This window comes from Streptomyces sp. enrichment culture (genome assembly GCF_964273145.1).
GTDB lineage: Bacteria > Actinomycetota > Actinomycetes > Streptomycetales > Streptomycetaceae > Streptomyces.
In genome coordinates, this window is sequence record NZ_OZ186873.1 from 5,410,230 (window position 1) to 5,424,326 (window position 14,097).

The following is a 14,097-nucleotide window of genomic DNA, read 5'->3' on the forward strand; positions in this document are numbered from 1 at the left end:
CCAGTGCATTCCGTGGGCTGCCGGCTCTTCCTGCGCGCCACCTGCCCCGGCGGGCCGCGGACGCGTTCCGCCTCCGCCCTCGCGGATTTGCCCGGAAAAATCGGTCTGCCATCCGACCGAAAACCGGCTTCGACTCCGTCGACCGGGGCGCTGTTTCAGCCATTCCCGCCACGCCGGGGCAACGAAGACTCCCGCTTCGGGACGTCGATCGCTGCCGGAATCCCATTCCCGGCCATGATCGGGAACCTTCGGGCATTCGAATGCGTTTGCTATCTTTGCCTGACCCGAGGGGAATGGACGTGTACGGGGGATGGTATGGAAACACGGCCAACGACGCAGCTTGTCGACCGCGAGCGTGAACTGTTCACGCTCACCGCTTTGCTCGGCGACTCCGCGGGAGGGCGCGGTGGTATCGCTCTCGTCAGCGGACCGAGGGGCAGTGGGAAGACGCAGTTAATCCAGACTTTCTGTAAACAAGCGGAGGCGGCCGGCGCGACCGTACTGACCGCGGCTGCCTCTCCGGCGGAGCAGGAGGTCCCGCTCGGTGTGATGGACCAGCTGTTCAGGAGCGAGGAACTGCCGCTGGAGTTGCGGGACCGGGTCGGCGAACTGCTGATGGAGGAGGTGTCCGCCAGCCGGGGCCGCGATCCCATCCTGGCGGGCCAGCCGAGCATCACGGTGGCTCACGGGCTGCGGTCGGTCCTGCTGGAGCTCGGCAGGCGGGGGCCTGTCGTCATGAGCATCGACGACCTGCAGTTCGCGGACGGCCCGTCCTTGCAGATGCTGCTGTTCCTGCAGCGCAGGACGAAGGCGTCGCGGACGCTGTTGCTGCTCGCGGAGGAGTCCACGATCCGCTCGCCGCACCCGGTGTTCCACGCGGAGCTGTTCCGGCAGCCAAACTGCCGCAAGATCCGCCTGCGGATGCTCTCCCGGGCCAGCACCCGCGCCGTGATCGAGGCGAGATTCGGCCCGGCCAAGGCGACCGAGCTGACCGACTCCTACCACGAGGCGTCGGGTGGCAGCCCGCTCTTCCTGTCCGCGCTGCTCGACGACTACGAGGCGGCCCACCGCACGGCCGCCGGCGACCACCGGAACGAACCGGCCATCCCCGACGAGGCGTTCCGCAACGCGCTCATGGGATGCCTGTTCCTGGCCAGTCCCGCGGTGCTGGACGTCGCGCGCACCGTGGCCGCGGCGGGTGAGGTCATGCCCCCGGCGTCCATCGCCCACATCCTCGGCCGGAACACCGCCACCGTCGAGCACGCGGTCGCCACGCTCACCGCCACCGGCCTCCTGCACTCCGGCAGGTTCCGCCACCCCACGGCGCGTGCGGCCATCCTGGAACAGGTGCCCCCGGACCGGCGGCAGGAGCTGCACCTGCGGGTCGCGACCGTGCTCCAGAACGAGGGCACGCCGCCCGGCCCGGTCGCCGATCAGCTTCTTGCGGCGGGCAGGGCACCCGAGAGCTGGATGATCGGCGTGTTGAGGGACGCGGCCCGCGCCGGACTGGCCGCGGGCCGCACGGAGACGGCGGGCGAGTACCTCAGGCTCGCGCTGACGTACGGCACGAACAGCCGCCAGCTCGCCGAGCTCATCGCGGACCGTATGCGCGTCGACTGGCGGAAGTCGCCCCTGCGCGCGATGCGCCACACCACCTGGCTCAAGGACGCGCTGCGCCGCGGTCACCTGTCGGGGCAGGACTCCTGCCTGCTGGTCCGCAACCTGCTGTGGCACGGCCGGTACGCCGAGGCGCGCGAGTCACTGGCGCTGTGGGAGGAGAACGAGGCGCAGGACCGCGAGGCCCCCTCGGAGGAGCTGTCGGCCTTCACCTGCTGGGTCGCGTACACGCACCCCTCGCTGACCGCCGTGACCGCGGGTGCCCCGGGGGCGGGGGGAACTGCGGGGGCCGCGGACGGCCGGCCGGTGGACGGGGCGACGGCCACGGGCCCGGGGGCCGTGGTCCAGTCGGTGCGCTCGCTGGGCCGCAAGGCGATCACCGAACTGGCCCGGCTGCTCGACCAGGGCGCCGAGGACGGCACGGTGACCACCGCGGAGGGCGTCCTGCACAGCGTCAGCCTGGGGGACGACACCCTCGTCCAGCTCCACGCGGCGCTGCTCACACTGCTCTACGCGGACCGCCCCGACAAGGCGGCGGCCTGGTCGGAGGAGCTGCTGAAGGTCGCGGCGGCGCACGGTTCGACGTCCTGGCAGGCCCTGTTCGCGGCGGTCCGCGCGGAGGCGGCGCTCCGGCAGGGGGACATGGCGGCGGCCGTCCGGTACGGGGAGGCCGCGCTGGGACAGCTCCCCCCCACCGGCTGGGGTGTGGCGCTCGGCGGCACGCTGGCGATCCTGATCCAGGCCAACACCTGCATGGGACGGCACGAACAGGCGGTGGAGTACGTACGGTTGCCGGTGCCGGACACGCTCTTCGAGGGCCGGTACGGGTTGCCCTACCTCTACGCGCGCGGGCAGTTCCACCTGTCGCGGGACAGGCCCGCCGCCGCGCTGGCCGATTTCGAGAGCTGCGGTCGGCTGATGGATGCCTGGGGCCTCGACCTGCCGTCGTTCGTGCCCTGGCGCGGCGGGGCGGCGGAAGCGGCGCTGGCCCTCGGGCAGCGCAGGAGGGCGCGGTCCCTCATCGAGGACCAGCTGAGCCGCACCGGCACGCATCTGCCGAGCACCAGGGGCGCCTCGCTGCGCGTGCTGGCCGCGGCGTCGGACCCGAAGGAGCGTCCGGCGCTGCTGCACCAGGCGGTCCGGCTGCTCCACCCGGACATCAGCCGGTACGAGCTGGCCCGCGCACTGTCCGATCTCGGCGACGCCCACCGGCAGTCGGGCGATGCCGACCGGGCCGGGACGCTGGCGGGCGACGCGGCGGAGATGCTGCGGTCGTGCTCAGCCGCCACGGAGTGGGAGTCGCCCTCGCCGGTGCCGGAGCCCGCACGCCCGCCGCTGCCCGAGGCGGCGACCGGAGAAGCGGAGGGCAGACCGGACGGCGCCGAACTGCTGACGGAAGCGGAGCGGCGGGTCGCGGAGCTCGCCGCACTGGGCTCCACCAACCGGGCGATCGGCCGCAAACTGTACATCACGACCAGCACCGTGGAGCAGCATCTGACGCGCGTCTACCGGAAGCTGAGCGTCAGCCGGCGGGCGGACCTGGCGGGGCGACTCAACATCGTCTCGACGGACGACGCCGAATCGGCCTGATCCCATAAGGCCCCGGCTCCCGGCCGTCGGCCGGGAGTCACCGCCGCGGTCCCGTCGGGCCCGGGTACGGCCTATGGCTCATAGCTCCACTCCAGGTAGCGCTCGATCTCGTCGGCGGCGCGCCGCGCTCCCCCCGCGCGGCGCACCTGCCGTTGGAACTCCCGGACGGAGCGGTTGATGCCGGGGTCCTCCACGACGGCGGTGACGGCGTCGGCGAGGGCGGCGGAGTCGGCGTCCTCGGGGGCCACCTGGACGCCGAGGCCGAGTTCGGTGACCCGGTCGGCCACCGCGCGCTGCCGGCGCGACGTCGGCACGACGACGACCGGGGTGCTGAAGTACAGCGACTCTATGACGCTGTTCAGGTCCGCGTGGCAGACGACCGCGGCCGCCCGGCGCAGCACCACGGCCTGTGGCACGTTCTCGTGGATCTCGACGGCGGGGGGCTGCTCGCCGGGCGGGAGCAGAGTCTCCGGATCACCGTCCGCCGCGATCACCAGATGGAACGGTTTCTCGGCGAAGGCGGCGGCGCAGGCGTGGAGAAAATTTTGGGGATCACTTGTGAATGTATGGTCGAGGGTGAGGAATACGATGGGCCGGTCCGTGGTCGGCGGCACCCACCGTTCGGCCATCGTGCGCTCGGGTATGCAGGGTCCGACGAAAGCCACATGACCGTCGAAGAGGTCGCTGTCGGCCTGGAACTCCGGGGGTAGCAGCGCTATCGACAGGGGTTCGGGCTTCGTGTAGAAGTCGCTCGGCGATATGCCGGCCCTTCCCGCCGGCGAGAGGAACCGGAGAAGCCGCTCCCGGATGCGGGCGGGCAGGGTTCTGACGCAGGCGGTGTTGTCGGCGTCCGGCGCCGCCCGGGGCGCTTCGCCGCCGTCGGCCATGTCGCCGTGGGCGAACGAGGGGAGGATCTGCACGGCGGGCCGGTTCCAGCGGCACGTCAGGAGGCGTGCGGTGATCCGCGCCGACGCGTCGTAGAGCACCAGGTCGGGCAGGTCGTCGGCGAGTGCGGAGTGGATGTCCTCGGCGCAGTCGAGGGTGTCCGCGACCGAGACGGGGTCGGCCGTGCCGCCGCACGCCCAGGGGTCCGCGTCCGGGCCGCGGGTGGGGCAGGACTCGTGCACGAGGACGTCGACCCCGGTGGCGGTGGCGCGCGGGGCGAAATCCCGGGTGGTCACGTAGGTGATCCGGTGCCCGCGCCGGCGTAGTTCCTGGGCTATCGGCAGCGTCGAGCGGGTCCGCGGCTCGGCCGGGGAATTCAGGATGACGATGCTGTAGCGCGGTGCGAGGAATTCGTCAGACATGACGATGTCCTCCCTTTCTCATGGCCACCGCAGCGCGGATGATCGTCGGCTCACGCGACATCGGATCGCATCCTGTTTTCGAGCGCCGGAGCTTGTCTCGTACCGGGCGGTGCGCGAACATTTGGGTTCCCGCAACCGAATGCTTTCACTGTAATCGAAGAATCACGGAGAGACATAGTCCCTCACCCCCCTAAGGGGTGCGTATTGGCAAATTCTCGCCACTTTCCACGGCATATTCGGCCGAGTCCCGGCGGAAACGTTTACCGAACTTCAAGGGGTGGTGTCGTCCCGATTCGCGGGACGACCGTCCGGTCGGCGCGTCGGCCGAATGCATCGCGAGGCACCCGTAGGGGGCGGGCCGGCCGGGAGGAGCGCTCCGTCGGGGAACGGATCCGGCCTGCCGGACACCCCCTGCGGCGATAACCCTCGGTTACTATGGTCACTTCATGCCGGAGGGCGGAGGCCGGGGGCGTAACGGCCCTTGACGGGCCGCTGTGGGGCAGGGGGCCGCGTGTCAGCCGGGATGCCCCGGTCCCTCCCGGGTTGGCGACGGGCCGCGCCGTACCGGGCGCCCTCGGGGGCGTCCGTGGGCCGCGAGGAAGAAGAGGCGGGTGGCCTGTGAAAATGCTGAGAGATGTCACCGCGACCCGTTACGTCGAACCCCTGCGCACCGGTGGCTCCGTCCCCGGCGTCGTCGAGGCCGACGACCTGGGCACGTACGTCGTCAAGTTCACGGGCTCCGCTCAGGGGCGCAAGGCACTGGTCGCCGAGGTGATCGTGGGGGAGCTGGCGCGGGCGCTCGGACTGCGCGTGCCCGAGCTGGTCCTCGCGCACTTCGACCCCTCGCTCGGCGCGCACGAGCCGCACCAGGAGGTACGGGAGCTGCTGCACGCCAGCGCGGGTCTCAACCTCGGCATGGACTTCCTGCCGGGCGCGCGGGACCTCACGCCCGAGGTGGCGGAGGTGTTCCCGGTCGATTCCCTGGAGGCGGGCCGGATCGTCTGGCTGGACGCCCTCACCGTCAACGTCGACCGCACGGTCCACAGCTCCAACCTCATGGTCTGGCCCACCTTCGGCACCGCGCCGGCGCGCCTGTGGCTGATCGACCACGGGGCGGCCCTCGTCTTCCACCACCGCTGGGACACCTCCGAGCCCCGGAAGTCCTACGACTTCCGCCACCACGCCCTCGGCCACTGCGCGCCGGACGTGCGGGCCGCCGACGCCGAACTGGCGCCGAAGGTGACCGACGCGCTGCTGCGGGAGGTCCTCGCCGAGGTGCCCGACGCCTGGCTGGAGGGCGAGCCGGGCTTCGCGACGCCGGACGAGGTGCGCGGCGCGTACGTCGGCTACCTCTCCGCGCGCGTGAAGGCCTCCGGCGACTGGCTGCCCACGGACTTCCCCAGCCGCGAGGAGCTCGCCGCCGAGGAGGCGCGCCGCGCGGCGCGGACCCGGCGGGGACGGCCGGACTGGCTCAAGCGGGTCCCCGACCTGCACGGCAAACCCGCCGCTGAACAGGATTGGTCGGTGCACCTGGGATGACGGACATCCAGCGCGTGGAGATCGAGTACTGCACGCGGTGCCGCTGGCTGCCGCGGGCGGCCTGGCTGGCACAGGAGCTGCTGACGACCTTCGAGGCCGAACTGACGGAGCTGGCGCTCAAGCCGGGAACGGGCGGGGTGTTCGTCGTGCGCGTGAACGGCGAGGTGGTCTGGGACCGCCGTGAACAGGGCTTTCCCGAGCCGACGGCCGTGAAGAGGGCCGTACGGGACCGGGTGGCGCCGGAGAGGCCCCTCGGTCACACGGACCGCACGGACGCCTGAACGCCTGGACGGCTCCGGGCGCCTGGACGGCTGGACGTCCGGGCGCCCGGATGCGGATGTCCGCAACGCCCGCGCCCCCGGTGCCGTGCGGCACCGGGGGCGCGGGCGGCGCGGCGCGGTGGGTCAGCCCTTGAGCTGCTCGTACGCCGGCAGGGTGAGGAAGTCGGCGTAGTCCTCGTCCAGGGAGACCGTCAGCAGCAGGTCGTGGGCCTCCTGCCAGTGGCCGGCCGCGAACGCCTCGTCGCCGATCTCGGCGCGGACGGCGTCCAGCTCCCTGGCGGCGACCTCGCGGACCAGGTCGGCGGTGACCTTCTCGCCGTTGTCGAGGACGACCCCGGCGTTGATCCACTGCCAGATCTGCGAGCGGGAGATCTCGGCGGTGGCCGCGTCCTCCATCAGGTTGAAGATGGCGACGGCGCCCAGGCCCCGCAGCCACGCCTCGATGTAGCGGATGCCGACCTGGACGGCGTTGACCAGGCCCTCGTAGGTGGGCTTGGCGTCGAGCGAGTCGATGGCGATGAGGTCCTCGGCCTTGACGTCGACGTCCTCGCGCAGCCGGTCCTTCTGGTGCGGCTTGTCGCCGAGGACCTTGTCGAAGGACTCCATGGCGATCGGCACCAGGTCGGGGTGGGCGACCCAGGAGCCGTCGAAACCGTCGTTCGCCTCGCGGTCCTTGTCGGCGCGGACCTTCTCGAAGGCGACCTTGTTGACCTCGGGGTCCTTGCGGGAGGGGATGAACGCCGCCATGCCGCCGATCGCGTGCGCGCCGCGCTTGTGGCAGGTGCGCACGAGCAGTTCGGTGTAGGCCCGCATGAACGGGGCGGTCATCGTCACCGCGTTGCGGTCCGGCAAGACGAACCTGGCGCCGCCGTCGCGGAAGTTCTTGACGATGGAGAAGAGGTAGTCCCAGCGGCCCGCGTTCAGGCCGGCGGCGTGGTCGCGCAGCTCGTAGAGGATCTCCTCCATCTCGTACGCCGCCGTGATCGTCTCGATCAGGACGGTGGCGCGGACGGTGCCCTGCGGGATGCCGACGTGGTCCTGCGCGAAGACGAAGATCTCGTTCCAGAGGCGGGCCTCCAGGTGCGACTCCGTCTTCGGCAGGTAGAAGTACGGGCCCTTGCCGAGGTCGAGCAGGCGCCGGGCGTTGTGGAAGAAGTACAGGCCGAAGTCGACCAGGGCGCCGGGGACCGGCACGCCGCGCTCGTCGACCAGGTGCCGCTCGTTCAGGTGCCAGCCGCGCGGGCGCATGACGACCGTCGCCAGCTCCTCGTCCGGGCGCAGGGCGTAGGACTTGCCGGTCCGCTCGTCCGTGAAGTCGATCCTCCGCGTATAGGCGTCGATCAGGTTGAGCTGGCCGAGGACGACGTTCTCCCAGGTGGGGGCGGAGGCGTCCTCGAAGTCGGCGAGCCAGACCTTCGCGCCCGAGTTGAGGGCGTTGATGGTCATCTTGCGGTCGGTCGGACCGGTGATCTCGACCCGACGGTCCTGAAGGGCTGCCGGGGCGGGGGCCACCTTCCAGGAGTCGTCCTCGCGGATCGCGGCGGTCTGGGGCAGGAAGTCGAGCGTGCAGGTGCGGGCGATCTCGGCGCGGCGCTCCGCGCGGCGGGCGAGGAGCTCGTCACGCCGGGGCGTGAACCGCCGGTGCAGCTCCGCCACGAAGGCGAGCGCGGCCTCGGTGAGGACCTCCTCCTGCCGGGGCAGGGGTTCGGCGTCGACGATGGCCAGCGGGGACGGCGCTGGTGCGGACATGGGCTGTCACTTCCTTCAGCGAGCTTCGTGGCACGGGGTGTCAGGGGCCCGGACAGGGCGGCAGGTGCCCTGCGGAGCGGCCGGGCGCTTCTGAAAAGTGGATAGTAGTTTCCTTATGGTGGAAGTTCAATGGTTTGTTGATGTCGAGATTCTCCGAATCGAGGGAAGGCGGCGCCGGGTGCCACCCCTTCACTCGAGGTGGGCCAGGTCGGCCTCGGTGTCGATGTCGTAGGGCCGGGCCACGTCCCCGCACTCGACGAGCGCCACCGCCTCCTCGTGCTCCTTCAGGTAGGCGCGTGCCCCCCGGTCCCCGGTCGCAGTCGCGGCGATGCCGTCCCAGTGGGCCGCGCCGAGGAGGACCGGATGCCCGCGCGCCCCCGCGTACGCGGCCGAGACCAGCGAGGACTCGTCCCGGCAGGCGGCCCGTACCCGCGCCAGCGCCTCCGGCCCGATGCCGGGCTGGTCCACCAGCGACACCAGTGCCGCCCGCGCCCCCGTCCCGGCGAGCGAGGCGAGCCCGGCCCGCAGCGATGTGCCCATGCCCCGCTCCCACGCGGGGTTGTCCACCAGGACGCACTCGCCGAGTGACGCGCTCCGGCGTACGGCGTCGGCGCGCGCCCCCAGCACCACGTGCACGCGGATGCAGCCGGCCGCCCGCAAGGCGTCGGCCGCGTGTTCGACGAGGAGCCGTCCCCGGTGCTCGAGCAGTGCCTTCGGGCGTCCGCCGAGCCGCCGCCCGCCCCCGGCGGCGAGGAGCAGTCCGGCGACCCGGTCTTCGTTGTCCGTCATGGGTCCTGCATACCCGGCCGCCGGCCGGGCAGGCGGGGTGCGGGCGGCGGACGCCAGGCTTGCCGGAGGCCGAATTTCGGTCCGCGTGGTGGCGTGCCGCGCACCGGGTGGCGTTTACTGGCCCGCGTCTCCGGCGCCCGCCCAGCGCCCTGGGGTGCTCGGCGTGGGAACGACGTGGAGGCGCACGACGGTGTGCGAGGGGGAGGGGCCGTGTTGCGGAGCGTGGAGCGGGAGTCGAAGCGGGGGCCGGTGTCCGGCGCGGACGAGGACGTGAGGGTGACGGCACTGCGGACCGCGGTGTTCCGGTTGCGCCGCCGGCTCGCCGTGCTTCCCACGGAGTTCCCCGACCGGGTCATCGCCGAGGAGGAACTGGCCGCGCTCGCGGCGATGGCGTCCCACGGCGTCCCCGAGGCGCCGCGGCTGCGCCGCTCCCTGCTGCTGATCGCCGGAGCGATCGGTTCGGTCAGCGCCCTGTCGCGGGAACTGACGGACGTCCGCGGCGCCGTGGAGTTGTTCGGGGAGCCGCCGCGCAGGTGAGGCGGCGGGACCGCCGCGCCCCGGCCGGCCGGCCGGCGGCCGGGGGCCGTCCTGGGCCGGGCGCCGCGTGGCGGCAGGGGCGGCGGTGCGGTGGCCGCGGGGCGGGACGTGAGCCGCGGGCGTGGGCGACCGGCCGGTACCGCGGCCGGCCGGCTCAGGCCGTCGGGTTGCCGCCCGAGGCGGTGAGCGCCTCCGACAACTCCGCCGCCACCTGCTGCAGCACCGGCACGATCTTCTCCGTCGCCGCCTCCGTGACCCGGCCGGCCGGGCCGGAGATGGAGATGGCCGCCGCGGTGGGGGAGTCGGGCACGGGGACCGCCAGGCAGCGGACGCCGATCTCCTGCTCGTTGTCGTCGATCGCGTACCCCAGCCGCCGCACGTCCTCCAGTGCCGCCAGGAAGCCCTCCGGCGTGGTGATCGTCTTGTCGGTGGCGGCCGGCATGCCGGTCCGGGCGAGCAGCGCCCGCACCTCCTCCGGCGGGAAGCCGGCGAGCAGCGCCTTGCCGACACCGGTGGAGTGCGGCAGGACGCGCCGGCCGACCTCGGTGAACATGCGCATCGAGTGCTTGGACGGCACCTGGGCGACGTACACGGCCTCGTCCCCGTCGAGCAGTGCCATGTTGGCCGTCTCGCCGGTCTCCTCCACCAGGCGGGCGAGGTAAGGACGCGCCCAGGTGCCCAGCAGCCGGGAGGCCGACTCGCCGAGCCGGATCAGGCGCGGGCCGAGCGCGTACCGGCGGTTGGGCTGCTGGCGTACGTACCCGCAGGCCACGAGCGTGCGCATCAGGCGGTGGATGGTGGGCAGGGGCAGTCCGCTGCTCGCGGACAGTTCGCTCAGGCCGACCTCCCCGCCCGCGTCCGCCATCCGTTCGAGCAGGTCGAAGGCGCGCTCCAGGGACTGAACGCCACCGCCGGCGGCGGACTTGGCGGTGTCGGTGGTGCTGGCGCTGGACGTCGGCACGGCGCGTTCCTTTCGGGACTGGCGGAGGGCAAAAGCCTACCCGGCGGCCGGTTGACTCCCCGCTTGTGGATAGCTACGTTCTGCTTGGCGAAATTCTAATTTCGCTTTGTGGAAACGTCCAGGGCGGCTTCCGGAGGGGCCCCGGGGCGGACTCCGGGGGTCCTGCGGGCGCACCCGTGAAAAGTGTGCCCTTGACGAGGGGCGAAGGGGGAGTGAAGACTCCTTCAACAGAACGTTGAAATTCCGTTGTGTGGCGGTGGATCCCGTTTCCCGTGAGGGGCTCCGGCAGCCCGCCGGTGACGGGCCCGGCAGACGAACGGCGGCGAAGAGAGGGGTTCGGGTGACCGACGCTGAACTGGTGCTGCGCTCGACGCGCGTCATCACTCCCGAGGGGACGCGCGCCGCTTCGGTCCAGGTGACCGGGGGCACGATCACGGCCGTCCTGCCGTACGAGGCGCCCGTGCCGGACGGCGCCCGACTGGAGGACGTCGGCGACCACGTCGTCCTGCCCGGTCTGGTCGACACCCACGTGCACGTCAACGACCCCGGCCGCACCGAGTGGGAGGGCTTCTGGACCGCCACGCGCGCCGCGGCGGCCGGCGGCATCACGACCCTGGTCGACATGCCCCTCAACTCCCTCCCGCCGACCACCACCGTCGACCACCTGCGGACCAAGCGGAAGGTGGCCGCCGACAAGGCCCACATCGACGTCGGTTTCTGGGGCGGCGCCCTGCCCGACAACGTCGAGGACCTGCGCCCGCTGCACGAGGCCGGCGTCTTCGGCTTCAAGGCGTTCCTGTCCCCGTCGGGCGTGGACGAGTTCCCGCACCTGGACCAGGAGCAGCTCGCCCGGTCGATGGCGGAGATCGCCTCCTTCGGCGGCCTGCTCATCGTGCACGCCGAGGACCCGCACCACCTCGCCGCCGCCCCGCAGAAGGGCGGCCCCCGGTACGCCCACTTCCTCGCCAGCCGCCCGCGCGACGCCGAGGACACGGCCATCGCCCACCTGATCGCGCAGGCCAAGCGGTTCGACGCGCGCGTGCACATCCTCCACCTGTCCTCCGGCGACGCGCTGCCGCTGATCACCCGGGCCCGGGCCGAGGGCGTCCGCGTCACCGTGGAGACCTGCCCCCACTACCTGACCCTGACGGCGGAGGAAGTCCCGGACGGGGCAAGCGAGTTCAAGTGCTGCCCGCCCATCCGCGAGGCCGCCAACCAGGACCTGCTGTGGCAGGCGCTGGCCGACGGCACCATCGACTGCGTCGTCACCGACCACTCGCCCTCCACGCCCGACCTGAAGACGAACGACTTCGCCACCGCCTGGGGCGGCATCTCCGGCCTCCAGCTCAGCCTGGCGGCGGTGTGGACCGCGGCCCGCAAGCGGGGCCACCGCCTGGAGGACGTCGTCCGCTGGATGTCGACGGCGACCGCCGCACTGGTGGGTCTGGACCGCAAGGGCGCCATCGAGGCCGGCCGCGACGCCGACTTCGCCGTCGTCGCCCCGGACGAGACCTTCACCGTCGACCCGGCCTGCCTCCAGCACCGCAACCGCGTCACCGCCTACGCGGGCCGCACCCTGCACGGCGTCGTGAAGTCCACCTGGCTGCGCGGACAGCGCATCGTGGCGGACGGCGACTTCACCGAGCCGAAGGGACGCCTCCTGTCCCGGACGCCCTGAGCGCACCCGCCGGCGTTCCCGACCCTCCGGATCCGCACCGCACCCGACTCCCGAAAGGCAGGACCTGATCCCCGTGACGGCGATTCCCAGCTTCACCGGCGACGCGAACCCCTACGGAGGCGGCGACCCGTACGCGGACTACCGCACCGCCGACTTCCCCTTCGCCCACCACGCCGACCTCGCCGACCGCCGGCTCGGTGCCGGTGTCATCGCCGCCAACGACGAGTTCTTCGCCCAGCGCGAGAACCTGCTGGTACCCGGGCGCGCCGAGTTCGACCCCGAGCACTTCGGGCACAAGGGCAAGGTCATGGACGGCTGGGAGACCCGCCGGCGCCGCGGCGTGTCCGCCGAGCACCCCTGGCCGGCCGAGGACGACCACGACTGGGCGCTCGTCCGCCTCGGCGCGCCCGGCGTGATCCGCGGGATCGTCGTCGACACCGCCCACTTCCGCGGCAACCACCCGCGGGCGGTCTCCGTCGAGGGCGCCAGTGTGCCCGGCTCCCCCTCGCCCGAGGAACTCCTCGCGAACGACGTGAAGTGGACGACACTGGTCCCGCGCACCGCGATCGGCGGCCACGCGGCCAACGGCTTCGCCGTCACCGCCGAGCGGCGCTTTACCCACCTGCGCCTCAAGCAGCACCCCGACGGCGGCATCGCCCGCCTGCGCGTGTACGGCGAGGTCGTCCCGGACCCGAAGTGGCTGGCGGCGCTCGGCACCTTCGACGTGGTCGCCCTGGAGAACGGCGGCCGGGTCGAGGACGCCTCCGACCTCTTCTACTCGCCCGCCACCAACACCATTCAGCCGGGCCGCTCCCGCAAGATGGACGACGGCTGGGAGACCCGCCGCCGCCGCGACCGGGGCAACGACTGGATCCGCTACCGGCTGGTGGACCGCTCGCAGATCCGCGCCGTCGAGATCGACACCGCCTACCTCAAGGGCAACTCGGCCGGCTGGGCGTCGGTGTCCGTCAGGGACGGTGAGGACGGCGAGTGGCGCGAAGTCGTCCCGCGCACCCGGATGCAGCCCGACACCAACCACCGCTTCGTCCTGCCGGAGCCGGCCGTCGGCACGCACGCGCGCGTGGACATCTTCCCCGACGGCGGCATCTCCCGCCTGCGCCTGTTCGGCTCGCTGACCGAGGACGGCGCGGACCGCCTCGCCGCCCGCCACCAGGAACTGGGCGGCTGACCCACCGCCCCGGCCCGCGGGGCGCGCCGGACGGACAGCGCCGGCGCGCCCCGCGTTCCACGGCGTTCCACCGGCGGAGCCGCCCCTCGTCAGGCGGCGTGACCGCCGTCCACCGAGAACTCCGCGCCGGTGACGTAGGCCGCGCCCGCCAGATGGGCGACCGTCGAGGCGACCTCGTCGGCCGTGCCGAAGCGGCCCAGGGCGGTCATCGCCGCCTGCCCGGCCGCGTACGGGCCGTCCGCCGGATTCATGTCGGTGTCGATCGGACCCGGATGGACGATGTTCGCGGTGATGCCGCGCACGCCCAGTTCGCGGGCCAACGCCTTGGTCAGGCCGGTCAGGGCCGCCTTGCTCATCGCGTAGAGCGTGCCGCCGGGGCCCGGCACCCGCTGGGTCAGGCAGGTGCCGATCGTGACGATCCGGCCGCCGTCGGCCATCCGCGCGGCGGCCGCCTGGGAGGCCAGGAACACGCCGCGCACGTTCACCGAGAGCACCCGGTCGACATCGGCGAGCGTGATGTCCCCCAGCGGACCGAGCAGGCCGACGCCCGCGTTGTTCACCAGCACGTCGAGACCGCCGAGCGCCTCGGCCGCGCGTCCCACCGCCCCGGCCGCCTCCCCGGGGTCGGCGGAGTCGGCCCGCAGCGCCACCGCGCGGCGCCCCAGCGCCGTCACGCCCCGGACGACCTCCTCGGCCGCCTCCTCGTCCCGCACATAGGTGAGGGCCACGTCCGCGCCGTCCCGGGCGAGCCGCAGCACGGTCGCCGCGCCGATGCCCCGGCCGCCGCCGGTCACGAGAGCCTTCTTGCCGTCGAGAGGTGCTTGGGTGTTCATCGGGTTCATGGGTCCATTCCAGCCGCC

Annotated in this window: 11 protein-coding genes; 6 read left to right on the forward strand and 5 right to left on the reverse strand. The window is 72.6% G+C overall.

Annotation, left to right across the window (positions count from 1 at the left end; translation table 11 throughout):
* The first annotated feature begins 315 nt into the window (after nt 1–315).
* Nucleotides 316–3,207 (forward strand): helix-turn-helix transcriptional regulator, encoded by a 2,892-nt coding sequence (locus ACSU6Z_RS24100; RefSeq protein WP_437048650.1) that lies wholly within the window; start codon nt 316–318, stop codon nt 3,205–3,207.
* 71 nt (nt 3,208–3,278) lie between these two features.
* Here the strand turns inward: ACSU6Z_RS24100 and ACSU6Z_RS24105 are convergent, their stop codons facing one another.
* A complete protein-coding gene (locus ACSU6Z_RS24105) occupies nt 3,279–4,514 on the reverse strand; it encodes a macrolide family glycosyltransferase (RefSeq protein WP_437048652.1) in 1,236 nt (411 codons plus the stop codon).
* A gap of 624 nt (nt 4,515–5,138) precedes the next feature.
* On the opposite strand from ACSU6Z_RS24105, the gene ACSU6Z_RS24110 reads away from it, so the two are divergent.
* Entirely contained in the window at nt 5,139–6,053 is a 915-nt protein-coding gene (locus ACSU6Z_RS24110; RefSeq protein WP_437048654.1) for a HipA family kinase, read from the forward strand.
* Nucleotides 6,050–6,334, forward strand: a complete 285-nt coding sequence (locus ACSU6Z_RS24115; protein WP_437048655.1) for a SelT/SelW/SelH family protein — start codon at nt 6,050–6,052, stop codon at nt 6,332–6,334. The genes ACSU6Z_RS24110 and ACSU6Z_RS24115 overlap by 4 nt, the downstream gene beginning before the upstream one ends.
* Nucleotides 6,335–6,457: 123 nt before the next feature.
* Here the strand turns inward: ACSU6Z_RS24115 and aceB are convergent, their stop codons facing one another.
* Both aceB and ACSU6Z_RS24125 read right to left on the reverse strand, forming a co-directional pair.
* The gene (gene aceB / locus ACSU6Z_RS24120; protein ID WP_437048656.1) at nt 6,458–8,083 is read right to left on the reverse strand and encodes a malate synthase A; all 1,626 of its coding nucleotides are present in this window, start codon (nt 8,081–8,083) and stop codon (nt 6,458–6,460) included.
* Nucleotides 8,084–8,272: 189 nt separating this feature from the next.
* Nucleotides 8,273–8,872, reverse strand: a complete 600-nt coding sequence (locus tag ACSU6Z_RS24125; RefSeq protein ID WP_437048657.1) for a nucleotidyltransferase family protein — start codon at nt 8,870–8,872, stop codon at nt 8,273–8,275.
* Nucleotides 8,873–9,121: 249 nt separating this feature from the next.
* Between ACSU6Z_RS24125 and ACSU6Z_RS24130 the strand changes: the two genes are divergently transcribed.
* The gene (locus ACSU6Z_RS24130; RefSeq protein ID WP_437050457.1) at nt 9,122–9,409 is read left to right on the forward strand and encodes a DUF5955 family protein; all 288 of its coding nucleotides are present in this window, start codon (nt 9,122–9,124) and stop codon (nt 9,407–9,409) included.
* 154 nt (nt 9,410–9,563) lie between these two features.
* On the opposite strand, the gene ACSU6Z_RS24135 is transcribed toward ACSU6Z_RS24130, so the two are convergent.
* A complete protein-coding gene (locus tag ACSU6Z_RS24135) occupies nt 9,564–10,370 on the reverse strand; it encodes an IclR family transcriptional regulator (RefSeq protein WP_437048658.1) in 807 nt (268 codons plus the stop codon).
* Between the two features lie 340 nt (nt 10,371–10,710).
* Here ACSU6Z_RS24135 and allB point away from each other — a divergent pair, with 340 nt between their 5' ends.
* Together allB and alc are read left to right on the forward strand one after the other, a co-directional pair.
* Nucleotides 10,711–12,048, forward strand: coding sequence for an allantoinase AllB (allB, locus tag ACSU6Z_RS24140; RefSeq protein ID WP_437048659.1), 1,338 nt, complete (start codon nt 10,711–10,713; stop codon nt 12,046–12,048).
* A 73-nt stretch (nt 12,049–12,121) separates the two neighbouring features.
* The gene (gene alc, locus ACSU6Z_RS24145; RefSeq protein ID WP_437048661.1) at nt 12,122–13,237 is read left to right on the forward strand and encodes an allantoicase; all 1,116 of its coding nucleotides are present in this window, start codon (nt 12,122–12,124) and stop codon (nt 13,235–13,237) included.
* A gap of 89 nt (nt 13,238–13,326) precedes the next feature.
* On the opposite strand, the gene ACSU6Z_RS24150 is transcribed toward alc, so the two are convergent.
* Nucleotides 13,327–14,070: an SDR family NAD(P)-dependent oxidoreductase gene (locus ACSU6Z_RS24150; protein ID WP_437050458.1), complete on the reverse strand. Its 744-nt coding sequence runs from the start codon at nt 14,068–14,070 to the stop codon at nt 13,327–13,329.
* Nucleotides 14,071–14,097 lie beyond the last annotated feature (27 nt).